Below are 23,478 nucleotides of genomic sequence, written 5' to 3'. Positions count from 1 at the left end.
TTACGTTTGCAAAACGACATCAATGTTCTAAGCCAGCTACGTTTAGGCCAAAAAGTCCACTTCAAGGCCAAAGAAGGCCAAGTGTTCGGCGTGGTTATCAAAATCAACAAGAAATCAGTGATGGTGGTCAGCGATGATAACCGCCAGTGGAAAATCCCACCAGGACTGGTGCAGATCCTGAAAGACATCTAGCCAGGATGCTTGGCCGAAATCTATAAGGCGTCAATACGTCCTAAAATGGACGCTTACGGTACACGTTCACCCAGTTCATAATATAATTGAGAAAAGGATCTCGTTCCTTTGTGCAAATCGAACGGATATAACTTGCCAGAACCAGACACCAAACACACGTTATCGGCAACCGAGTCAGCAGGGGGAGAATAAGAAGTGAAATAAACTTTGCCTTGGACAATCAAGGCAGCTGTTAAACTCTTTTCACCTAGACCACTAAAATCATAGAACCAGCCGAGTTTTTTACCGAAACTTATGTTGTCGGCTTCAGACGCAGGTGCAGTAGAAGTCACATCATAGAGATCATTGATTGTGATCGCCTCGGGAACATCACCGCCAGTAAAACTCTTAGTCACCACATTACGATCTTGCAATGTAAAAAACATATCATTGACATTAGTAGATGATGGGTGGGGTCGCGTTCCACTTCCAATCACCACCGCATCATAGGGAACATTTTGATAAGTTTTAGTCGTAGTAGTACCACTCTCTGTTGTCACCTTAACTTCGGATAAATTAGTAAACATCGTTTGTGCTACAACAGGTTCTGCATAAAAACGGCGATTATTACTATCAGTACCACCTAAAGAAGCAAATTTAAATGCACTCCAACTCGACTTACTTGCACTTGGAAGATCAATACGCCAGACATTTGCACCGACATCGGAGGCATAAATCCTATCTGTATACCCATCATTATTACTATCAAGTACGGCGACTGAGTTTGGAATGCTATCCTGAATTCCCGAAAGTGCTGTTGCACCCGATGCAGAGCCACCAAATGAATGAATCAAAGTTCCCTTCTCTGCATCGACAATATAAACCGCACGACCTACCGGAGAAGATGAAGGAGTTGCATCAAAACTAACATCGTAGCCACCACCAAAAATGAGTACAGGCTTTTCATAACCAACGATTTTCGTCACTATAGGCTCAGACCATGTTTGTCCAAGATCAGAAAAACCATCCGTTGATGGATTAATAGTCCACATTAGAGAAGGGCTATCAGGGTTTGTCACATTGAGGGCATAATAAGACGAGCCACCTCGACGCATCCCCATATAGACCCATGCTTTAATCACTTTACCCTCAGCATCAGTTTCTGTGTAAGCAACTGGAGATGAATCCATTCCGTATACTGTGTGTACACCTGAAGGATCATTACTTCTCAGTTCTGTTAAATTAGGCAATAACTCATAGGGAATAAAGCCCCAAGTCTCTGATACAGATTCGCCCGCATCTTTAAACATATGCACAACACCTTGATTAGTACCAAGCATGATACGAATATCAGTCGCGCTTTTTGTGCCGAAATTGAGTGCAAGTGGCTTAGAATGAAGAGGATCACCCATAATATCATTACGTTTATCTGTCGTACTACCATCTTTATTATCGTCGTCGACATCTATCCCATTAAGCCAATTTAACGTATTAGCAAGCTCATCTACGCTAGTTCTCATATAGCTAGCTAGCGCAGCATCACCGCCTGCTGCAGTTTGTGCATTAGCAAGTGTTAAGGGCGTTAAACTGGAGGACCCATTTAAGTTACTTACAATATTCCTAACTTCTTGCTTTCTGATTTGTGCCGCGACTCCGCCAACTTCAACTTTATTCCCATCCTTTTGCGCAACACAATCCGACCATATAGTACAGGCACCATCTTTAATATTGCCGTTATCCGCTATAGCTGCATTCCCTTTACTATCAACCAATGTTCCATCTGCGGTTACTTTTAATTTTTTTAAATTACCGCTCCAACGAGGTCCTTTGCCTGGGAGAAACATAGCGTAATAAGCGGCATCAAATGTCTGAGTCCTATCAAAATTATTACTAGCAATACTTGGAGATGTAAAACTTGAATCAATATTCAAAATATTTGATAACGCATCATTAAGTGCATTCTGTAGTTCAAGACTGTTTTGAGCAGCAAAATATAAACCACCACCTCTTTTAGCCGTCTCAGCAAGTAAAGGTGCGGCATCTTCTGCACCTTTACTAAAACCAATAGTATAAGTACGAACATTCTGCATTTGTTCAGTATTTGAACTGTCCAACTTGTTAATTAAATCGTTATTAAACATATAACTAGCTAATGCGGGCAAATAGCTTGCTGTATCTAGATTTTTAGAAAATAAAGAGTAATCCCCTTCTTTACTTCCTGTGGCAGTTAAACTAATAACGTCATTATTCGCATTTTTATCAACAGTTGGAGAGCCATCAGTGACATAGATAACATAAGCAATATCCGTACATACTTTAAATGGACTTGCGTAGTTACCACTCTTCTCCACTAAGCTGTCATACGGTGGTTTATTTCCAACATAAGAGCCATAATCTGTATCACTATGACCATATTTAACGCCCTTACCGGCAAAGTAACGGTAAGCTTCATACATAGTCTCACATAGTGGTGTATTTGTTTTTGCCAGCAAATTATCAATAGTAGTTAATAAACTCGCACGCGTACTATCCGTCATCTGAGTAATGCCAGATACAATCCGACCACCGTCTCGATTACCTTCATTTGGATAATTATAATTAAATACAGCAAGTCCAAAATCCACTGTTGGAGTTGAACTAATAATATTAGAAATCGCTTTCTTCGCAATTTCTAGTCTTGAAACTTTTACCGTTGGTAATTTTCCTGCTTTAGATAATCCGTACCATCTTAGGTAATTATCAGTGTACAAGGTAATAGGTTGTCCAACACCAAAGTCAGTATTATTGGCTGCGGCTAAAGCATTGGTCCAAGTTGTTCCTGGTAGTGAGGAAGTAAAATATGGATATGCTTTCTTTTTACTACCTGACCCCGTTGTTACCCCGTTAGCAGGAAATCCATTAGGATATGATGATGAATTACTCGGATTTATTTGAGAAATATCTTCCCAACAATCAATTACTTTTATTGCAGTACCATTTGTTTCAGGTAGTTCTTTCCAAACGCCAGTAGTACCACTTGATGTGAACTCTCTTATATACCCAGTAAAACGACCAAACTCTGCTAATGCAGCTTTGCTTTGACTACATCCATTTAAACTAGCTTTAAAATTACGCTTATCAGAGCTAGTATCAGGGGTGGGTAATCCCCCACCGCCAACAGCATAATAAATAAGAGTATCACTATACCCAGAACCACTTACGGCTGGGTAGTCATAGTTAGGGTCATAGTCTACAACCTGAGTAATTTCTTCAGTCGACATACTTCCTGAGTTATCAAATATAACGAGCACTTTAGGTCTTGCGCCCGTTCGAGTTGTTGATTCTTTTACATATAACTCAGTATCGTCACAGAAGGAGAAAGCCGACACAAAAGTCAGCGCAAGTAGTATAGAACAAGCCAGCCTTTTAATAATCATATCTAACTCCCAGTTAAAACTTCTTGTTCCACAACTTCGACTACAGTGAGTTGACCTAAATTATCTCGGCCAAAAGTGACTGTACTGCTAATTTCAACCTGTCGACAACTGACTAAATTACCACTATAGGGATGAGTACTCCGTAGGCATCCTACATCCTTTGCACTAATAACAACATTACCTAATGCATCAACTTCGTAGGGAATAGGCGTTAACGTTTGCTCGGAACCAAATTCACTTGTTGATATAATTGCGGATATTTTTGCCAAAATAGTACCTTTATTAACATCAATTGCAGCTTCTAAGCCGCCATCGGCAATTGACTTCGCTTCTATTCGTTCTGAGCCTGCTCCAGACATACGCATGGACTGGGTTGAATTAACAGCTAAAGCAACACCAATGATTGTCATGAGTAACAATACAATTAGCGCAAAAAATAACACAATTCCTTTTTGCCTATTCATTTAATTAACCTTATACTCAAAATGTTGCTTAAATAACTAATTAAACTGTGGAGCCGGTACAGGATTTTCGACCATTACTGTGGTTGACATTACTTTACGGCGGTAATGGTCATTAAATCCCATAATTTCTTTATCACCTAAAATATAAGTTACATCATTAATATAATTTTTATCTTCATTAGTAGCACGAACAAGTAAGAAAATTCTTAATGCGACAAGCCGAATAGTGACGTTATCCCACATCAAACTAGTTACGTTTTCTGCTGGCATAAAACTATCGGCCGTATCATCTCCGTTACTATCAAAACCATAGAGAATACGCATATTCTCTATGCCTTCAACTAACTGTTCTTCGTTGTTCATGCCATTATTTTTAGTTAAAGTTTTTCGGCGTAAAACAGGTACGGAACCATCATTTTTAATAAAATAGACATGATGTTGATATTCCCAAAAACGTGCATTATCAATAACAGGCACGGGGGGATTTCCACCTTTAAAAATAACTGCAAACTCCGAGGTTATCGCCATATAAAAACGCTCTCCATTAGGATTTTTAACTGACGGACCAACTAATCTTTTAATTTGTATCACATCTGTATTTTTATTAACACCATCCAGACAGCTTAAAGAATCAGCACTTACACCTTCTTCATATCCCCATAAATAGTAAAAATTAACACCATTAGGTAGGGTTGCATTGTTAAGTCCGGCACCAATACAGTCATTCCCTACAGCATCCAATATGGTTGGCGTAGTAGTAGAATTCATTTCCGCCATAAATCCAAATTGGCTGATGTCTCTTTCCATTATTGATAAAGCAATTCGGCCATTTTCTTGCAATTGACTAAATTGGCTCGTCGTAATTACATTGGAAGAGGACATGCTAAACATGGCAAAAAGGCCAAGAGTGAGAAATAGGCCAATAACCATAGAGACCATTAACTCGACTAATGACATCCCTTTCTGACAGTTTTTTGAGTTGGCCATAATAATTAACCTAAATAATCATTGTCGAAAGAATAAAAAGCCGTCTACGCGTACCAATATCTTTTCCGCATTCACTGCCTGAATAACTTGTACCCGCGCCCTCTTGGATCCCTCTCCATGCAACAGTAACTGTTACAGTTGAACCATTTACATTAATACAAGCCGTTGGCGAATCTAATCCCCCAACATTCTGACTATCCACAACTTCAGCAGCCCCCATAAAACTCTGCTCCCACTGATATAGGTCCCAAGCTTCTGTCTCTTCTGGAGTACATATATTCACGGCTCCAACTGCAACATCACAAACACTACCGGGTTTACTCAGAGTACCTGTGTACTCTCCATCGTAATTGCCCAGTTGTGTTCTATTCAGCTTCATTCGATTGATAATATCGTTCGCATAATAGGAGGCTTGGGTTTGCTGAAATGACTCGAAGCTGCCACGCTTTGCAACAATATGCAGATTAAAAATGCCAATTAAGCCAATGACTAAGATCACTAACGCAACAAGCACTTCAATTAATGAGAAGCCCCGTTGAAATTCCCCTTGTGTCAACCTTTCGATTTTAGCCATATTTTTGACAAGCTTTTCAGCTATTTACCTTTAAAAATTTTAGTATTACGATAAAAATTACCAACAGTTAATAATAGATGAGTAAAATGTAGGTAGCCAGTAACATTAGCACATAAGCATTGACATCATTATGCTTTGAATGAATTTGAGACAATAAAAAAGAGGCATATAGCCTCTTTTTTATTGACACTCACTCTTACAGCGTAACAGTTACAGTGTAATCGCCGCTTCTAATGTCATGATGATCATGTCATTGAATGTGGTTTGACGTTCTTCTGCAGAAGTCTTTTCACCGGTGCGGATATGATCAGATACAGTCACAACGCACAGGGCACGCGCACCAAACTCATGGGCAACGCCGTACAAACCAGCCGCTTCCATTTCTACGCCTAATACGCCCATCTTCTCCATCACGTCAAACATTTGTGGATCAGGAGTGTAGAACAGGTCCGCAGAGAAAATATTACCTACGCGAACTTTAGTGCCACGAACTTTCGCAGATTCGATAACCGCATTCATCAGCTCATAGTTAGCGATAGCGGCAAAATCTTGGCCTTTAAAACGTAAACGGTTAACCGCTGAGTCAGTACATGCACCCATACCGATGATCACGTCACGTACTTTAACGTCAGTGCTGATCGCACCACAAGTACCCACACGGATCAGGTTCTTAACGCCGTAATCACGAATTAATTCAGTTGCATAGATAGAGCATGAAGGAATACCCATGCCAGAACCCATTACTGAAATACGCTTACCTTTGTAAGTACCAGTAAAACCTAGCATGTTTCGAACATCAGTCACTTGCTCAACATTTTCTAAGAATGTTTCAGCAATATATTTTGCACGTAATGGATCGCCTGGAAACAGCATTGTCTCAGCGAATGCGCCCTCTACAGCATTAATGTGTGGTGTTGCCATCGAAATAACCCCTGTTTATTTTATTAAGACTTAAGTCTTTGTTTACTGACGGCAAATGTCAGCCGCCAAATCGAAATAAATGCTAATTTGCCTAAAGGAACGATTCGCCATAGGCCATAGGTTCAAGCTTAAAGTGGCTCGCAATAGATTGGCCGATATCAGCAAAGCTATTACGACGACCCAGCGATCCCGCTTTCAATCCAGCGCCAAAGACTAATACTGGCACATATTCACGGGTATGATCCGTGCCTTGCCATGTTGGATCGCAACCGTGATCCGCCGTTAAAATCAGCAGATCATTTTCACCTAATAATGCGAGCATTTCAGGCAAACGGGCATCGAAATATTCCAGCCCTTTGGCATAGCCAGCAACATCACGGCGATGACCGTAGTGAGAGTCGAAATCAACGAAGTTAGTAAACACTATAGTGTTATCACCCGCAGATTTCACTTCAGCTAAGGTCGCATCGAAAAGTGCTTCTAAGCCGTTCGCCTTCACTTTTTTAGTGATACCACAGTAAGCATAAATGTCGGCAATCTTGCCTACACTCACCACTTCACCGCCAGCCTCTTTCAGCTTATCGAGTACAGTTTTTGCCGGTGGCGCGAGCGAATAATCCTTACGATTGCCGGTACGGGCAAAATCACTTGGACCAGTACCATCAAATGGACGGGCAATGACGCGACCTATGTTGTAAGGCTCTAACTCTTCACGGGTTATTTCGCAAAGACGATAGAGATTGTCTAAACCGAAGGTTTCTTCATGACAAGCGATTTGGAATACTGAATCAGCAGAGGTGTAGAAAATAGGCTTGCCAGAGCGCATGTGCTCTTCGCCTAACTCTTCTAAAATGGTTGTACCTGAGGCATGGCAATTACCTAAGAATCCATCCAGACCTGCACGGGCTAAGATCTTATCCGTCAGTTCTTTAGGGAAAGAATTTTGGTGCTCGCTGAAATAACCCCACTCGAATAGTACGGGCACGCCCGCCATCTCCCAGTGACCGCTCGGCGTATCTTTACCCGAACTTAACTCTTGTGCATGACCATAAGCACCAATCAGCTCAACATTATCGCCAAAACCGGAAGCAAAGGCGCCAGTACTTTCCATCGCCGCATGGCCTAAACCTAAGCGCGCTAAGTTAGGTAATTTCAGCGGACCTTCGCGGCCAATATCGGCTTTGCCTTCGGCACATGCTTTAGCAATATGACCAAAGGTATCGGAACCAACATCACCAAAGCTTGCTGCATCAGCAGAAGCACCGACTCCAAAGGAGTCCAACATCATAATAATGGTACGTTTCATAATTCTTCCTTAAAGATCCGATGCACGAATATAGGCATAGATCTCAGGTGTTTTTTCTGGAGCGGTTTCACCAATGTGAATCGCTTTTTTCACCGCAAGTTCTGCTTCAGCAAAGGCGGCTTCAGACTGTGCATGGATAACGGCAATCGGAGTCGATGAATCTACTTTATCGCCTAAAGCACACACTTGAGTTAAGCCAACACTATAGTCTAGTGCATCACCGGGCTTACGGCGGCCGCCACCTAAGGTCACAACCGCTAAACCTAACTCACGGGTATCCATGCTATAGGCATAACCTTGCATATCGGCAAAAACTGGGCGAATAATTTGTGATTGCGGTAGGTATTTATTGTAGTTTTCAACAAAATCGACTGGACCACCAAGACCCGACACCATCTTGCCAAAGAGTTCTGCAGCGCGACCATTGTCGAGTACACGATTCAGTTTAGCGCGAGCGTCGGCTTCATTGCTTGCAAGACCGCCTAGAAGCAGCATCTCAGCACAAAGACCCATAGTGACTTCATATAAACGCGGGTTACGGTAAGCACCCGTTAAAAAGTCGATGGCTTCTTTCACTTCAACCGCGTTACCTGCACAAGATGCAAGCACTTGATTCATATCGGTAAGTAAAGCCGTCGTTTTAGTACCCGCGCCATTAGCAACAGCTGCAATACTGCGAGCTAATTCTTCCGATGCCTCATAGGTTGGCATGAAAGCGCCACTACCAACTTTTACGTCCATCGCCAACGCATCTAAATTACAAGCTAATTTCTTAGACAGAATCGATGCTGTGATGAGGGAAATAGATTCAACGGTGGCAGTATTATCGCGGATAGAATAGAAGCGTTTATCGGCAGGGACGAGGTCGCCCGTTTGGCCAATAATCGCCACCCCGACTTCTTTAACCACTTTGCGGAACAATTCACTTGAAGGCTCAGTTTGGTAACCCGGAATGGCATCAAACTTATCGAGCGTGCCGCCAGTATGACCTAGGCCGCGCCCAGAAATCATAGGCACATAACCGCCACAAGCCGCAGCCATAGGGCCGAGCATGAGACTAATCACATCACCGACACCACCAGTGCTGTGTTTGTCGATGACAGGACCGTTGAGTCCCAATGATTGCCAATTAAGCACAGTGCCAGAATCACGCATCGCAGTCGTTAAAGCGATTCTTTCATCCATATTCATGTCATTAAAATACACCGCCATACCTAATGCGGCGATCTGACCTTCGGACACTGCGTTAGTAGTGATACATTGAACAAAAAACTGTATTTCTGCAGAACTTAGCGCTAAACCATTACGTTTTTTACGAATAATCTCTTGAGCTAGAAACATGATACTGCCTCCAAGATAGGCACTAACAACCTTGTCGCTAGTGCTTATCTTTGCAATGAAACATCAAAACTGTAGCAATATTACAAGTTCATACTATCGAAGTTTTGAGTTTGCCAAATAGATTTAGGTCACACTTAATTAGGCTCGCTATACGCTGATAGTATTAATCAGCGATAGTTTGCAATTAATAGCCTTGAGTCGGCTTAGGCGCATCAGCTAATTCTAGTGTGTGTAACAAGCTGTTTAGTAAACTTGAAGCACCAAATCTAAAGGTACGTGGTGAAACCCAATCAGCACCTAAAATACGCTCAGCAACACCTAGGAATTCAGCCGCTTGTGCAGCATCACGCACACCACCAGCAGGCTTGAAGCCTACTTGGGTATTCTTCTCGCTGATCACAGTTAACATGATTTCAGCTGCTTCAAGTGTGGCGTTTACAGGCACTTTACCAGTAGAGGTTTTAATAAAGTCAGCACCTGCATCGATTGAAAGCTCAGATGCACGACGGATAAGTGCAGGATCAGCTAACACGCCAGATTCGATGATCACTTTTAACAAGACTTCACCACAGGCTTCTTTACAGGCTTTAACTAATTCAAAACCAATTGTTTCATTGCCTTCCATCAGTGCGCGGTATGGGAATACCACGTCAACTTCGTCGGCACCATAGGCAACAGCGGCGCGAGTTTCTAGCACAGCAATGGCAATGTCATCATTGCCATGGGGGAAGTTAGTCACAGTGGCAATTTGGATATCTTCAGCACCGATTTCATCTAGCGTCTTGCGTGCAATCGGAATGAAACGTGGGTAAATGCAGATAGCGGCGGTATTGCCCGCAGCCGTTTTCGCTTTGTGGCACAGGTCGATCACTTTTTGATCTGTGTCGTCATCATTCAAAGTCGTTAAGTCCATTAACTCAATGGCGCGTTGTGCTGCTTTTTTTAAATCAGTCATAATAGCTCTCCAAAATAAAAATTAAATGAATAGAAATCAGTCGCATAAACGCAACGCTTGAGAGGTGGCATTATTTTGATTATTTTTATATGGCCGGGCCTTCAGGCGGTGCCGAGTAATTTGCTTGTACAAACTACCTTGTTGTAGGTATTCAATCTTGCCTAAGTCATAAAGAACAATAGGCATCCTGACACTTAAAATAACTTATAAGTGACCACGACTTGAATCCTTGAAGACCGGAAGAGAGGATACGAATAAAATCTTGCTCCTACTTTTCCGCGAAAAATCCATTTTAGCGCGAGAAAAACACAAACCTTTATATAAACCCACTTGTTAGCCTAATAGGCTTAGATAAAGACTCATGGTAAAACTAAAGATGGAGCCGCATAATGCGGCTCCAACAAGCAATAATTACAAGAGATTAGAACTTGTAAGTTGCTGACAGGTAGTGTGACCAACCTGTTGATTCTAGAGCTAGAGCACCAGCACCATCTTCTAACAGATAAACGTCTTTGAAGCCTTTCAAGCCATAGCCCAGAGCATAACGATCTGAATGCCAGTATAGGCCGAAGAAGATGTTACCACCGTTTGACGTTTTTGGTACGAAAGCAGCTTGGTCTTCATCTGCACCGAATTGATAATCGATGTAACCTTGGAATGACAGGAAGCTCTTGTTATCAAAGAAGTAGAAAGGTTTGAACCAGTTAGCAGAGAACTGATATCCGTTCCACTCTTTAGCATTCAGGTCGTAAAAACCATATAGGTTCATACCTGTTTTGCCTAACCAAGGCACGTTTACATCAGCACCAACACCCCAGAATGAAGAGTTAACGCCTTCACCATTCAGACCGTCCCAGTTGAACAGAGTAGAGAAGTAAACTTCTTGAACTGGGCCAAAAGATAAGTCTTTACCAGTCAAAGCATCGATAGACACACGTGGAGCAAACTTCATGAAAATTTTGCTTGTGCCAGAACCTGGGTTCTTGTCACCGTTGCTGCTTGATTGGTTTGCTAAGTTGAATACGTCAACATAACCGTATAGATCGAATACGCCAGAACGACCGCCGAATTCCATTTCTAAATAGTTATGTTGATCGCCTGTTGCTGGGTTATCTGGCTTTTCACCAATAGAGTACATAGCGTTGAACTGCATCCACTTATAATCAGTACCGTGAAGATCAGTACGATCAGCAGCAAATGCGTTGCCAGAGATTGCTGCTACTGCAGTAGCGGCTAAAGCTAAAGTTTTAACGTTTTTCATCATCAACCCCATTTATCTTGTTTGCTACCATCGAGGGTAGCGTTCTTTTTGTGGCGTTCGCATTCTACCTAGATTAAAAAAAATCTCAATAATCTAGCGTAAAATCACAAACACAAAATTCTTAATTGTGAACAAAGTCGCGACTTCTGCATTACGATTAATTAACGTAACCGTAGACTCACGACATTTAAGACAGAATGACAGCTACACTTCAGTTGCATTCTGTATCTTTCAATTGGAGAAACTATTCACTACAGGAATCACTACTGGAAAATGGTTGAATTAACTTAGGCCCTGCCCTGCATGGTCAGGACCCAGTTAGTGGGGTTTCCCCCTGCTGTTGTTACTTAGATAGCTAAGAACAAACCAGCAAGTGTTGCGCTCATTAAGTTAGCTAAAGAGCCGGCGATAACCGCACGAATACCCATTGTAGCTAAATCATGACGACGGTTAGGAGCCATAGCACCTAAACCACCAAGCAAAATCGCGATTGAAGACAAGTTAGCGAAACCACACAGAGCAAACGAAATAATCGCTTGTGTTCTATGAGTCATCACAGCTTGAGTTTCAGCAACGCATAACGGCAGGCCTTTAACAACTTCAGCAGCAACCGCTGTACAAGTAGTGGCAGCATCAGAGATATATGGAGCAAAGTTTAAGTAAGCAACGAATTCGTTAACAATGATCTTTTGACCGATGAAAGAACCTGCTACTAATGCTTCATTCCAAGGCACACCGATAAGGAATGCTAATGGCATAAACACATAGCCAAGGATCAGTTCAAGTGTTAAACCTTCAACGCCAAACCAACCACCCACACCACCAATAATGCCGTTGACCATAGCGATCAAACCAACGAAGGCTAACAACATAGCGCCTACGTTTAAGGCTAAATGCATACCAGATGAAGCACCTGCAGCAGCGGCGTCTAATACGTTAGCTGGTTTGTCAGGATCTTCTGGTAAATCGCTCATGTCATTTTTAGCAGCTTCAGTTTCAGGGTGCATCAGTTTAGCCATTAATAGACCACCTGGTGCTGCCATGAATGAAGCGGCAACTAAGTATTCGATAGGTACACCCATCTGCGCGTAACCAGCCAATACTGAACCCGCGATTGATGCCAAACCACCCACCATGATCGCAAACAGTTCAGACTGCGTCATAGTTGGAATGAATGGGCGAACCACTAATGGGGCTTCAGTCTGACCAACGAAGATGTTAGCTGTTGCTGACATCGATTCAGTACGGCTTGTGCCCAATGCTTTTTGTAAACCACCACCGATGATACGGATGATCCACTGCATAACGCCTAAGTAATATAGAACCGCAATCAGAGAAGAGAAGAACACAATAACGGGTAACACGTTAACTGCGAAGATAAAGCCAAGTTTAAAGTTAGCTAAATCACCAAACAGGAAACCGATACCGTTTTGTGCGTAACCAATAACGCTAGAAACCGCATCAGACATCCCTTTCAGAATGTCTTTACCAACAGGAATATACAGTACAAAACCACCGAAGGCAGCTTGGATAGCTAACGCGCCACCCACTGTACGTAAATTAATTGCTTTTTTGTTATTCGATAGGAGGAAACCTATCGCAAGTAGGGTGACCACCCCTACTAAACTCATTAATATATCCATTAACCATCACCCTATTGTTAACACTTTTTAATTATGTTGTTAATCAACCTATTTCCGAGTCAGATTATACCCGAGGCAAAGTCGAAAATCGTCGTTTTGATCATATTTTTGGAGTTTAATTTCAATCGCTTAGTGCAGAATGCTAGTGCGACCTACACCTGTTTATTTAAAAACAGCTAAAGGTCAAACAGTTGCATTACATTCGACACCAAGTGTTCTGATATTAGAACACTTGATTTTTTTTGCAAATTGGCAATTTTGTCTATAAAAAGAACAAGGTTAGCGGGCTGGTTACGTTTTTCAGTAACATTTAGCGGAGTCATTGCAGGAGAGTCAGTCTCAAGTATGAAGTGCTGAAGTGGTAATTCGCTGACAGTTTTGAGCAATTTTTTAGCATTAGGGTTCATAATCAAACCACCAATTCCCAGCTTAAAACCTAATTTGATATATTCCAGTGCAATTTCAGTACTGCCAGAAAAAGCATGTATAACACCGCCTCTAGGCAATTGATGCTTTTTCAAACATCCTAAAACCTCTGAATGTGCTTTTACGCTATGAATAATAACTGGCAGATTAACGGACTTAGCTAAAGCTAATTGTGCCTCAAAAAATGCGAGCTGCTGAGGCCAAGTTGAGGAATAGAGCTTATCTAAGCCACATTCACCAATAGCAACAAAGCGAGGACATTCTAGTAACGCCGAAACTTGAGATGTTAATGCTAAGATCCCAGCATCAACATCCTCTGGACAAAACCAAGGATGAATACCAAGGGCAAAATAAGTTTGGTATTGTTCGGCAACGGCGAGCTGTTTGTGCCAGTGCCGCGGGGACACACCGGGAATAATCAGATTATCTACGCCAACACTGTGCATTCGTAACACCACATCGTCGCGGTCAACATCAAACTCGGCAAAATCCAAATGGGCGTGGGTATCAATCACAGTAAATGCCTCACTCTGCGGTCGATTTACCAATTGAATGAGGTTCTGGTGGTGATACCGTTTCGTCAACCACCAAAGCTTTGGCGCATTTTACCGCTAATGGAGGATCTTCAAGGCGCGGCATGCAACAGCGACGATTTTCAGGTGTCAGCCCCATTCGGTCGCACCAATGAATATAAGCCTGCCATGTTTTTGTGATCCAATTCGCCATCATTCACATCCAGAACCGATTTTTAATTTTCATTAGATACAAAAATGGCGGTGAATTCACCGCCATTTCAACCACTATTCTAGACCGAACCCTATTAATGTTCGCGGGTTTTCGCAAACTCAATATCAGGATATCTTTCCATCGAAAGATTAAGGTTAACCATAGTTGGTGCAATATAGGTTAAGTTATCGCCACCATCGAGAGCCAAGTTTTGGCTACACTTACGGCGGAACTCTTCAAGCTTACGCTCATCCTTACAATAAACCCAGCGAGCTGTCGACACGCTAATACCTTCGTAAATAGCTTCAACGTTATATTCACTCTTCAGACGACCAACAACCACTTCAAACTGCAGTACACCCACAGCGCCAACAATCAAATCGTTAGTATCAATTGGGCGGAATACTTGTACAGCACCTTCTTCAGATAACTGTACTAAGCCTTTTAAGAGTTGCTTCTGTTTAAGCGGATCGCGCAAACGAATACGGCGGAACATTTCAGGGGCGAAGTTAGGTACGCCAGTGAAACGGAATTTTTCACCTTGGGTAAACGTATCGCCAATACGGATAGTGCCATGGTTATGTAAACCGATAATATCGCCTGGGTAAGCTTCTTCAGCACGCTCACGATCGCCTGCCATAAAGGTCAATGCATCGCTAACGTTAACATCTTTACCAATACGCACATGGTGCATTTTCATGCCTTGCTCGTAACGGCCAGAACACACACGCATAAAGGCGACACGGTCACGGTGTTTTGGATCCATGTTTGCTTGGATCTTGAACACGAAACCGGTGAATTTTTCTTCATCAGGCATGATAACGCGTGTATCGCTTTCGCGCGGTAATGGCTTAGGTGCCCACTCGACGATGCCGTCAAGAATATGGTCCACACCAAAGTTACCTAGCGCAGTACCGAAGAACACTGGCGTCAACTCGCCTTTCAAGAAAGCTGCATGGTCAAATTCATGCGACGCGCCGCGCACTAATTCCATCTCATTGCGCAAATCAGCGGCATAACTGCCAATCGCTTTCTCAAGATCAGGATTATTAATGCCTTTAATTACACGACGCTCTTGGATCGTGTGTCCCATACCGCCTTGATACAAGACCACTTCATCACGCAGTATGTGGTAAATACCTTTGAACTCTTTACCACTGCCAATAGGCCAAGTAATAGGTGCACAGGCAATATTCAGCACGCTTTCGACTTCATCCATCAGATCAATAGGATCACGGATATCGCGGTCGAGTTTGTTCATAAAGGTCACAATCGGCGTATCACGCAGACGTGTCACTTCCATCAACTTGATCGTACGGTCTTCAACACCCTTAGCAGAGTCGATCACCATCAAACATGAGTCAACGGCCGTCAGAGTACGATAAGTATCTTCAGAGAAGTCTTCGTGACCAGGCGTATCGAGTAGGTTAACAAGGGCGCCACCATAGGGAAATTGCATGACAGACGTAGTAATAGAAATACCACGGTCTTTTTCCATTTCCATCCAGTCAGACTTAGCATGCTGACCCGATTTTTTGCCTTTAACCGTACCCGCTTTCTGCAAAGCGTTTCCGAATAACAGCACTTTTTCGGTAATGGTTGTTTTACCCGCGTCGGGGTGCGATATGATCGCGAAGGTGCGACGTTTATCGACCTCTACTTTATTGCCTGACATGTTAACCTATGCACTTGTATCGCTAAAAAGGCGCAAATTATAGCGCCTCAGTTCGAGCTTGGCTAGGCAAAGCCCGAGATGAACTCGGGCTGAGAGAGGTTATTTTGTGGCTTCGAGCAAACCTTTGACTTTGGCGAGTTCAATACGCGCATATCTATGTTCGACAAAATCATAGATATTGGTTGCCAATGCTAAGCGAAAATAGTTTGCAGCATCTTGATATTGCTTAGTTTCTATCGCCATTTTTGCAAGGTAAAAATAAGCTTCGCATAAACGTTCAGCATATTCTTTCGGATATGTTAAGCCTACTTTAGCGGCAGAAAACACCTCATCACGGCTTTTTTTACCTAAATAATAATCGACGATAACGGTCGCCCAAGCATCATTTTCTAAATTCTGACGATGCTGCGCTAACTGTTTTTTCGCTTCAACGGAGTCAGCTTTAAAATCAATCAAATACAGCCATAATGCCCGATAACCGTCTTTATTATCGCCTGCATAAAACGCCTGCATATCTTTAGTCGCTAAATCAATGCGGTCGCCATAGTACAAAGCAATACCGCGATTCAAATAGGCATAATCATAATTAGGTGCTAACTCTAATACGCCATCGAAGGCTTCATAGGCGCTGTCGTATTCACCTTCTTGGGTGTAATAAATTCCAAGGAAATTATAGGCATCAGCAAGATCAGGCTGAAGTTTTAACGCTTGCATAAAATCAATCCGTGCGAGCAGTCTTAAGCCTACACTGTCGTAAATCACACCACGATCGTAATGAAATCTAGCTCTCTGTTCATTCGTCAGTTCGACCGTAGCCAAAATCTCGTTGAGTTTTGCCAGTGTCACTTCGACTTTATAATCAGGCATGACAGGCGCGACAACCAATTTACCTTCAACATCATTATGGTTATCTAAAGGAGACTGGGTGGTTGCGCATCCGGCTAACAACAGACTGGCACTCGCCAGCACAGCAACGACAGCGGTTCTAATTTTAAGACTCATCCATTTCTACCTTTTTAGATTCCCAACATACGCAGAAGAATCTTCATGATAGCAATCCCACCACAGGACCGCTATTAGGGAATTAAGATTAATAGTGACTTTCTTAATGCCAAAACAAAAAAGGAGATCATTTGATCTCCTTTTGATGCAATCACTTAAAAAGTGTGTGCCTATAAATTAGTCAAAGACTCATTATTCAGCAGCAGCTTCTTTCGTTTGTGCTTCTTTAATTGACAGACGTACGCGGCCTTGACGATCCACTTCCATCACCTTAACGGCAACTTCTTGGTTCAGCTCAAGGTGATCAGACACGTTAGCAACACGTTCATCACTGATTTGTGAAATGTGTACTAAACCGTCTTTGCCCGGCAGAATATTCACGAATGCGCCGAAATCAACGATACGGATAACCTTACCATTGTAGATACGACCCACTTCAACTTCTGAAGTGATTTCTTCGATACGACGGATAGCTTCTTTAGTTGCTTCGCCGTTTGAAGAAGCGATTTTCACAGTACCATCATCTTCCAGTTCAATCGTAGTGCCCGTTTCTTCGGTCAGAGCACGGATAACTGCGCCACCTTTACCGATAACGTCACGGATTTTTTCTGGGTTGATCTTGATAACAGTGATACGTGGAGCGTGATCAGAAATATCATCACGGTGTGAACCAATCGCTTGATCCATCACGTTTAGAATATGTACACGTGCACCATAGGCTTGTTGCAGTGCGATATCCATGATTTCTTTAGTGATACCTTCGATCTTGATATCCATCTGCAGTGCAGTAATACCATCACGCGTACCCGCAACTTTAAAGTCCATGTCACCTAAATGATCTTCATCACCTAAGATGTCAGAAAGCACAACGAAATCATCGCCTTCTTTCACTAGACCCATAGCGATACCCGCTACAGAAGTCTTGATAGGTACACCGGCATCCATCAACGCGAGAGAAGTACCACATACTGACGCCATAGAGCTTGAACCGTTAGATTCAGTGATTTCAGATACAACGCGTACGCTGTATGGGAATTCAGCCGCTGAAGGCATAACAGCGTTAATACCGCGCCAAGCTAACTTACCATGACCGATTTCGCGGCGCTTAGGTGATCCCACCATGCCTGTTTCACCAACAGAGTATGGAGGGAAGTTATAGTGCAGCATGAAACGGTTAGTGCGCTCGCCCATGATGCTGTCGATCTTCTGTGCATCACGTTCAGTACCTAAAGTACAAGTTACCAACGCTTGAGTTTCGCCACGAGTGAACAATGCACTACCGTGAGTACGTGGCAATACGCCCGCTAACACGCTCAATGCACGGATCATGTCTGGTTCACGACCATCGATACGTGGCTCGCCACGGATGATGCGACCACGAACCACTTTCTTCTCTAAGCTACCCAGTAAGTTGTCAACTTCACGTAAATCAACGCTTGGATTGCTCGTTAACAAGGCTTCTTTTGCTGCTGCTTTAACAACAGAAACTTGAGCATAACGATCTTGTTTAACTTGGATTTTATACGCATCACCTAAACCAGCTTCAGCAAGCTCTTTGATTTGGGCGACTAAATCGGCATCTTGCGTTGGTGCAGTCCAATCCCAAGTTGGTTTACCGGCTTCTGCTTTAAATTCAGCAATCGCCTTGATAACCACTTGTTGTTGATCGTGACCGTAAACTACAGAACCTAACATCACTTCTTCTGGTAATGCTTGGGCTTCTGATTCCACCATTAATACTGCACCAGCAGTACCAGCAACCACTAAGTTCAGTTGACTGGTTGCAAGTTGTGCAACACTTGGGTTCAACACGTATTCGCCATCAATGTAACCCACACGTGCAGCACCTAAAGGACCGCTGAATGGAATACCAGAAATAGCCAGTGCCGCAGAAGTACCGATCATGGAGATGATATCTGGCTCGATTTGTGGATCGACAGATACTACGGTAATGATAACTTGAACTTCGTTTTTGAAACCATTAGGGAAAAGAGGGCGAATTGGACGGTCGATCAGACGAGCGATTAATGTCTCATCTTCTGAAGGACGGCCTTCACGCTTAAAGAAACCACCAGGAATTTTACCCGCTGCGTAGGTTTTTTCTTGATAGTTAACAGTCAGAGGGAAAAAGTCACGGCCTGCATCTGCATCTTTTTTACCGACAACAGTGACTAACACTGTCGTGTCACCCATACTCGCTAAAACGGCTGCATCAGCTTGACGCGCTATAACACCTGTTTCCAGGGTGACTGTATGTTGACCATACTCAAAACTCTTTACAATAGGATTCACGTGACCCATTCCTTAATTAATGACCTTGAATTACGCGCGTAAGTATACTGCAATTCGGATCAATAGATAAAGAGCAGATAATGATGACAAATACGTAACTTTTCACTAAAGTGGTTAAATCAACAAAGAGTTGCGGTTTATATTGATACGGAAAATCTCGCCGATGGTGAATAATTATCATGAAGGATGCGCCCGATGACAGGCCGTTTTAAGTCACTGACGTGGAAACAAACTAACCTAGTCGTATTTACTGCCCTATTTTTTGCCATTGCCATTTTTATTGTTGAAATCGCTTTAGTCGTCGTATCAACCAAACAACAACTCACGACCACTCAGCAAGAACTCCTTGATTCAGTTGAACAACCTGCAGCAAATGCCGTATGGGCATTAGATGATAATTTAGCCCGTCAAACTTTAGAGGGTGCCATCAAAGTCGAACATGTTGGCTCGGCGGTGATTGAGCTGGACGATGGCTCAATGTTTGTTTCTGTCAGTAATAATAAGCAGAATAACTCACAGACTTTTATCAGTTTAAGTAATAAATTATTTGATGATCTCAAAGAAATTTCTCGCCCTTTGTATAGACCTTTTTATTTTGAAGGTACCCAACAACAGCAACTCATTGGTACATTAACGGTTTTCTACGATACCCAAGAACTAACAAACACCCTCTTCTCGCAGTTAAGATTTAGTTTTTTTGCTACTCTCGCTCGTGCACTCTTACTCACCTTAGTGCTGTCAGTGGTATTCCATCGCTTCCTGACTCAGCCTATCGCACGCATCAGTGAGGCCATCGATAAGATCGAACCCGACTCTCCAGATGAAAATCTCTTACCTATGTCCAACGCACACAAGGATGATGAACTCGGCTTAGTAACCTCAAAATTCAACCAAATTCTTATTCAATTTAGCCAAACCTAGTCCAAACTGCGCAAAATGGCGACCCGAGATCCGCTAACAGGCTTACCGAACCGTACATTATTGCTTGAAACCATCGCAGTCACTATCCAACGCTCGCGAGTACACAAACGCAGCTTTGCATTGATGTTTATCGACTTAGACCGTTTTAAGAATATCAACGATTCCCTTGGCCACGCATTAGGCGATCAATTCCTCGCTCGTATCGCCCGCATTCTCGAACGCTTCGTTGGTGATAAAGGCACTGTTTCCCGCTTAGGTGGAGATGAATTCGTTATTCTGGCCGATACAGTTCACACCCCAGACCAAGCGGCAGATTTTGTAGATAAGCTACTGATCCAGCTCAATGTCCCGATTCAATTAAATGAACATGCAATTCATCCTGCGGCATCGATTGGGATTTCTATTTATCCCGAAGACGGTAACAGCGCTGAAGATTTGATCCGTCACGCTGACATTGCCATGTACAGCGCGAAAGCTGCAGGCTCGAATCAATGGGCCTTCTTCAAACAACAGATGACTGAGCGAGCAGCAGTTCGCTTACGCACTGAAGCATCTTTACATGATGCGTTAAAAAACAATGAATTTTTACTGTATTTCCAACCGAAACTTGATCTGCAAACAGGCAAAGTCATCGCCTGTGAAGCCTTGATCCGTTGGCAAAAAGACGGACGACTCATCAGCCCCATTTCCTTTATTCCCGTCGCGGAAGAAACCGGTATCATCATTCCTATAGGTCGTTGGGTGATAGAGCAAAGCTGTAAAGTACTTAGGGAATGGCAGAAAAAATATAACTATGCCATCCCAATTGCAATTAATGTTGCCTCACAGCAATTTGCCGATGCTAGTTTAGTTCCCGATATCAAACAAATGGCATTACGCTATCAAATCCAACCCGAGTTGCTGGAAATTGAAATCACTGAAACCTCGTTGATGAACGACATTGAACTCGCTATCGCTAAGCTTGAACAATTGAAATCAGCCGGATTTGGTATTGCAGTCGATGACTTTGGCACAGGGTATTCTTCACTCTCTTACTTGCGCCATTTGCCTATCACTACCATGAAAATCGATCGTTGTTTCGTTTCCGATCTACCAGGGGATAGCGCAATTGCATCGACCATTTTAATGTTGGGAAAGCAGCTTAATTTGACCATTGTGGCCGAAGGCATTGAAAACGAGCAGCAATTGGATTGGTTGAAAGAAAATCAGTGCCAAGTCGGCCAAGGTTTCTATTTTAGTCAGCCTCTACCCCAAGCAGAATTTGAAGCGCTGTATATAGCAACACAAACAGCAACAATAAGCAGTCTTGATGGTTTACGTGGGGCTTAGGATACTTACATTGGCACTTAAGTATCGATTCGATGCTTAATCACATCAAGCTCAGCATAACGGACCTAAACATTAGACTGATTTTGACTGTAACTTCTTTATATCTCTCGTTTACACAATAAATATTCTGTTGAATTTTAGGCAATAAAAAAGGAGGCTAAGCCTCCTTTTTCACGTTAGTCGACGCGAAATTAACGACGTAGACCTAACTTTTGGATCAGAGCAGTGTAACGTGCTAAATCAGTACGTTTCAGGTAAGCAGTTAACTTACGACGTGAGCTAACCATACGTAACAGACCACGACGTGAGTGGTGATCATGAATGTGCTCTTTGAAGTGATCTTGCAAATGGTTGATTTGCGCAGTTAACAAAGCAACTTGAACTTCAGTTGAACCAGTGTCGTTTTCACAACGGCCAAAATCAGCCAAAATTTTTGCTTTTGCTTCAGAACTTAGTGACATGTATATCTCCAAATAAATAATATGAATCTCTAGCCGATCACTAACTCAGCCAGAGGGCGCGCTATTTTACCCATAAACCCACCCTAGCGCAATAAAAGGCGGGGACTAATGCATCAACTAATTTAATCATTTGTCGATGGATAACGGGCTAATGCGTTTCTGCAGGTTCGTCATGAATAACAATGAGTCGTTTCGGCGCTAATAAGCCATCTTCGTTCATTGTGCCAATCCCCACAAATCGGCGAATGTCACCTAAAGTGATACGTACCAACTCATCGGTTTTCAAATCTGCATTAACCGGTACCCGAACTGCTTGACCTTGCATTAAGTAAGGAGCTATCGCATCCGGCACATTCACCTCTGGGAAATCGGCCACGGCCGTGTCCATAGGCAATAACAGAGGGTCGAGTAATACGCTCGGATCTATCTGTTGTTCATGTGCTTGAGCAACTAGCGCTTCAAGTTGTTCTAAAGTGACCATTCTGGCATAGGGATACTGCGCAACTTGAGTGCGGCGCAGCATAATCACATGGGCGCCACAACCGAGCATCTCACCGAGATCGTCTATGATAGTGCGAATATAAGTGCCCTTAGAACAATGAATGTCTAAGGTCAGCTCATCGCCTTCAAGACCGATGAAATTTAGCTCAAATACCGTAATAGGGCGAGATTCACGCGGCACTTCTATGCCTTCACGAGCATATTTATACAGGGGCTGACCCTGATATTTCAGCGCGGAATACATAGAAGGCACTTGCTGAGTTTCACCACGAAAGAAATCAAGCGCGGTTAATAGCTGCGCCTCGGTAAAATCAATGGCACGGGTTTGCACCACTTCACCATCGGAATCACTGGTATCTGTCCGTTCGCCAAGCTTTGCCGTGACTAAGTAGCGTTTATCGGCATCCAATAGATGCTGAGAAAACTTAGTCCCTTCGCCTAAGCATACAGGTAACATACCTGTCGCTAACGGATCGAGTGCCCCCGTATGCCCAGCTTTATTCGCATTAAAAAAGCGCTTTACCCTTTGCAATGCAAAGTTAGAACTCATGCCAGTGGATTTATCCAGCAGCACTATCCCATCGATAAAACGACCTTTTGGACGACGAGCCATTAATCTTTACCTTCCGTTTCATCTGCGTCATCAGCAATATCATCACCTAAGACTTCATCTTCAACCGATGCGTCTTCGCTGCCAAATTGCTGTTGCTTCGCTTTGTCTTGGCTGATCACTTGGCTAACTAAGTTAGACATGCGCATACCTTCAACCAGCGAGCTATCGTAGATAAAACGCAGTTCAGGCATGACACGCAGCTTCATACGACCCGCCACTAAAGTGCGGATATAAGGAGCTGCGCTGATCAAAGCGTTTAGCTTTTCTTGAACGACAGCTTTGTCTTCTTCGAAAAAAGTCACAAACACTTTGGCATAGCTGAGATCGCGAGAGACGTCGACGTCATTCACAGTCACAAAGCCAATACGAGGGTCTTTCATGTCGCGCTGTAGCACTTGAGCAAGTTCTTGCTGAAGCTGCTGAGCGATTCGACGAGTACGACTGAATTCTTTTGCCATAATATTTCTTACCATAGCTTAAATTGATAAGGGCG

At 43.0% G+C, this 23,478-nt stretch carries 19 protein-coding genes and 1 pseudogene; 2 read left to right on the top strand and 18 right to left on the bottom strand.

Annotated features, from left to right (window positions below; translation table 11 throughout):
* A partial coding sequence (locus tag L5M49_RS14830; RefSeq protein ID WP_263255047.1) for a transposase occupies positions 1-192 on the top strand: 192 nt, incomplete at its 5' end.
* Between the two features lie 53 nt (positions 193-245).
* On the opposite strand, the gene L5M49_RS14825 is transcribed toward L5M49_RS14830, so the two are convergent.
* The 15 genes from L5M49_RS14825 to pnp all read right to left on the bottom strand — a co-directional run bounded on the left by L5M49_RS14825 (position 246) and on the right by pnp (position 19,160).
* Positions 246-3,587 carry a pilus assembly protein gene (locus tag L5M49_RS14825; RefSeq protein WP_263266346.1) on the bottom strand — a complete coding sequence of 1,114 codons (3,342 nt, stop codon included), beginning with the start codon at positions 3,585-3,587 and terminating at the stop codon, positions 246-248.
* Between the two features lie 2 nt (positions 3,588-3,589).
* Positions 3,590-4,051: a pilus assembly PilX N-terminal domain-containing protein gene (locus L5M49_RS14820; protein WP_263205896.1), complete on the bottom strand. Its 462-nt coding sequence runs from the start codon at positions 4,049-4,051 to the stop codon at positions 3,590-3,592.
* Between the two features lie 36 nt (positions 4,052-4,087).
* Positions 4,088-5,038 carry a PilW family protein gene (locus tag L5M49_RS14815; protein ID WP_263205894.1) on the bottom strand — a complete coding sequence of 317 codons (951 nt, stop codon included), beginning with the start codon at positions 5,036-5,038 and terminating at the stop codon, positions 4,088-4,090.
* Between the two features lie 10 nt (positions 5,039-5,048).
* Positions 5,049-5,636, bottom strand: a complete 588-nt coding sequence (pilV, locus tag L5M49_RS14810; RefSeq protein ID WP_263206147.1) for a type IV pilus modification protein PilV — start codon at positions 5,634-5,636, stop codon at positions 5,049-5,051.
* 186 nt (positions 5,637-5,822) lie between these two features.
* Positions 5,823-6,533 carry a purine-nucleoside phosphorylase gene (gene deoD / locus L5M49_RS14805; protein WP_006086929.1) on the bottom strand — a complete coding sequence of 237 codons (711 nt, stop codon included), beginning with the start codon at positions 6,531-6,533 and terminating at the stop codon, positions 5,823-5,825.
* A gap of 91 nt (positions 6,534-6,624) precedes the next feature.
* Positions 6,625-7,839 (bottom strand): phosphopentomutase, encoded by a 1,215-nt coding sequence (locus L5M49_RS14800; protein ID WP_263266345.1) that lies wholly within the window; start codon positions 7,837-7,839, stop codon positions 6,625-6,627.
* A 9-nt stretch (positions 7,840-7,848) separates the two neighbouring features.
* Positions 7,849-9,180 (bottom strand): thymidine phosphorylase, encoded by a 1,332-nt coding sequence (deoA, locus tag L5M49_RS14795; protein ID WP_263266344.1) that lies wholly within the window; start codon positions 9,178-9,180, stop codon positions 7,849-7,851.
* A 184-nt stretch (positions 9,181-9,364) separates the two neighbouring features.
* Positions 9,365-10,135 (bottom strand): deoxyribose-phosphate aldolase, encoded by a 771-nt coding sequence (deoC, locus tag L5M49_RS14790; RefSeq protein WP_006086931.1) that lies wholly within the window; start codon positions 10,133-10,135, stop codon positions 9,365-9,367.
* Between the two features lie 421 nt (positions 10,136-10,556).
* Positions 10,557-11,396: an outer membrane protein OmpK gene (locus L5M49_RS14785; protein WP_113939307.1), complete on the bottom strand. Its 840-nt coding sequence runs from the start codon at positions 11,394-11,396 to the stop codon at positions 10,557-10,559.
* 347 nt (positions 11,397-11,743) lie between these two features.
* Positions 11,744-13,039 carry a NupC/NupG family nucleoside CNT transporter gene (locus L5M49_RS14780; protein ID WP_263140119.1) on the bottom strand — a complete coding sequence of 432 codons (1,296 nt, stop codon included), beginning with the start codon at positions 13,037-13,039 and terminating at the stop codon, positions 11,744-11,746.
* Between the two features lie 176 nt (positions 13,040-13,215).
* Positions 13,216-13,980: a TatD family hydrolase gene (locus L5M49_RS14775; RefSeq protein ID WP_263176272.1), complete on the bottom strand. Its 765-nt coding sequence runs from the start codon at positions 13,978-13,980 to the stop codon at positions 13,216-13,218.
* A gap of 10 nt (positions 13,981-13,990) precedes the next feature.
* Positions 13,991-14,194 (bottom strand): hypothetical protein, encoded by a 204-nt coding sequence (locus L5M49_RS14770; protein WP_105251705.1) that lies wholly within the window; start codon positions 14,192-14,194, stop codon positions 13,991-13,993.
* Between the two features lie 91 nt (positions 14,195-14,285).
* The gene (gene prfC, locus L5M49_RS14765; RefSeq protein WP_105251704.1) at positions 14,286-15,866 is read right to left on the bottom strand and encodes a peptide chain release factor 3; all 1,581 of its coding nucleotides are present in this window, start codon (positions 15,864-15,866) and stop codon (positions 14,286-14,288) included.
* Positions 15,867-15,965: 99 nt separating this feature from the next.
* On the bottom strand, positions 15,966-16,868 hold the full coding sequence (gene nlpI, locus L5M49_RS14760) for a lipoprotein NlpI (RefSeq protein ID WP_263191232.1): 903 nt from the start codon (positions 16,866-16,868) through the stop codon (positions 15,966-15,968).
* 192 nt (positions 16,869-17,060) lie between these two features.
* Positions 17,061-19,160, bottom strand: coding sequence for a polyribonucleotide nucleotidyltransferase (gene pnp, locus L5M49_RS14755; protein ID WP_263266343.1), 2,100 nt, complete (start codon positions 19,158-19,160; stop codon positions 17,061-17,063).
* Positions 19,161-19,355: 195 nt separating this feature from the next.
* On the opposite strand from pnp, the pseudogene L5M49_RS14750 reads away from it, so the two are divergent.
* Positions 19,356-21,410: pseudogene (locus L5M49_RS14750) on the top strand (putative bifunctional diguanylate cyclase/phosphodiesterase).
* A gap of 191 nt (positions 21,411-21,601) precedes the next feature.
* Here the strand turns inward: L5M49_RS14750 and rpsO are convergent.
* The 3 genes from rpsO to rbfA all read right to left on the bottom strand — a co-directional run bounded on the left by rpsO (position 21,602) and on the right by rbfA (position 23,443).
* Complete coding sequence (gene rpsO / locus L5M49_RS14745) at positions 21,602-21,871, bottom strand: 30S ribosomal protein S15 (RefSeq protein ID WP_219251202.1); 270 nt, start codon at positions 21,869-21,871, stop codon at positions 21,602-21,604.
* 148 nt (positions 21,872-22,019) lie between these two features.
* On the bottom strand, positions 22,020-22,985 hold the full coding sequence (gene truB / locus L5M49_RS14740) for a tRNA pseudouridine(55) synthase TruB (RefSeq protein ID WP_263266342.1): 966 nt from the start codon (positions 22,983-22,985) through the stop codon (positions 22,020-22,022).
* Positions 22,985-23,443 (bottom strand): 30S ribosome-binding factor RbfA, encoded by a 459-nt coding sequence (gene rbfA, locus L5M49_RS14735; protein WP_263266341.1) that lies wholly within the window; start codon positions 23,441-23,443, stop codon positions 22,985-22,987. The genes truB and rbfA overlap by 1 nt, the downstream gene beginning before the upstream one ends.
* Positions 23,444-23,478 lie beyond the last annotated feature (35 nt).

The organism is Shewanella sp. SM74 (genome assembly GCF_025653725.1).
Taxonomy (GTDB): Bacteria; Pseudomonadota; Gammaproteobacteria; order Enterobacterales; family Shewanellaceae; genus Shewanella; species Shewanella oncorhynchi.
The sequence above is the reverse complement of the archived record's forward strand: the minus strand, read 5'-3'. Positions and strand labels throughout refer to the sequence as shown.

Coding starts and splice junctions, on each gene's coding strand:
- L5M49_RS14825 (WP_263266346.1), bottom strand. CDS start 3,587: ATGATTATTAAAAGGCTGGCTTGTTCTATACTACTTGCGCTGACTTTT.
- L5M49_RS14820 (WP_263205896.1), bottom strand. CDS start 4,051: ATGAATAGGCAAAAAGGAATTGTGTTATTTTTTGCGCTAATTGTATTG.
- L5M49_RS14815 (WP_263205894.1), bottom strand. CDS start 5,038: ATGGCCAACTCAAAAAACTGTCAGAAAGGGATGTCATTAGTCGAGTTA.
- deoD (WP_006086929.1), bottom strand. CDS start 6,533: ATGGCAACACCACACATTAATGCTGTAGAGGGCGCATTCGCTGAGACA.
- L5M49_RS14800 (WP_263266345.1), bottom strand. CDS start 7,839: ATGAAACGTACCATTATTATGATGTTGGACTCCTTTGGAGTCGGTGCT.
- deoA (WP_263266344.1), bottom strand. CDS start 9,180: ATGTTTCTAGCTCAAGAGATTATTCGTAAAAAACGTAATGGTTTAGCG.
- deoC (WP_006086931.1), bottom strand. CDS start 10,135: ATGACTGATTTAAAAAAAGCAGCACAACGCGCCATTGAGTTAATGGAC.
- L5M49_RS14785 (WP_113939307.1), bottom strand. CDS start 11,396: ATGAAAAACGTTAAAACTTTAGCTTTAGCCGCTACTGCAGTAGCAGCA.
- L5M49_RS14780 (WP_263140119.1), bottom strand. CDS start 13,039: ATGGATATATTAATGAGTTTAGTAGGGGTGGTCACCCTACTTGCGATA.
- L5M49_RS14770 (WP_105251705.1), bottom strand. CDS start 14,194: ATGATGGCGAATTGGATCACAAAAACATGGCAGGCTTATATTCATTGG.
- prfC (WP_105251704.1), bottom strand. CDS start 15,866: ATGTCAGGCAATAAAGTAGAGGTCGATAAACGTCGCACCTTCGCGATC.
- nlpI (WP_263191232.1), bottom strand. CDS start 16,868: ATGAGTCTTAAAATTAGAACCGCTGTCGTTGCTGTGCTGGCGAGTGCC.
- rpsO (WP_219251202.1), bottom strand. CDS start 21,871: ATGTCACTAAGTTCTGAAGCAAAAGCAAAAATTTTGGCTGATTTTGGC.
- truB (WP_263266342.1), bottom strand. CDS start 22,985: ATGGCTCGTCGTCCAAAAGGTCGTTTTATCGATGGGATAGTGCTGCTG.
- rbfA (WP_263266341.1), bottom strand. CDS start 23,443: ATGGCAAAAGAATTCAGTCGTACTCGTCGAATCGCTCAGCAGCTTCAG.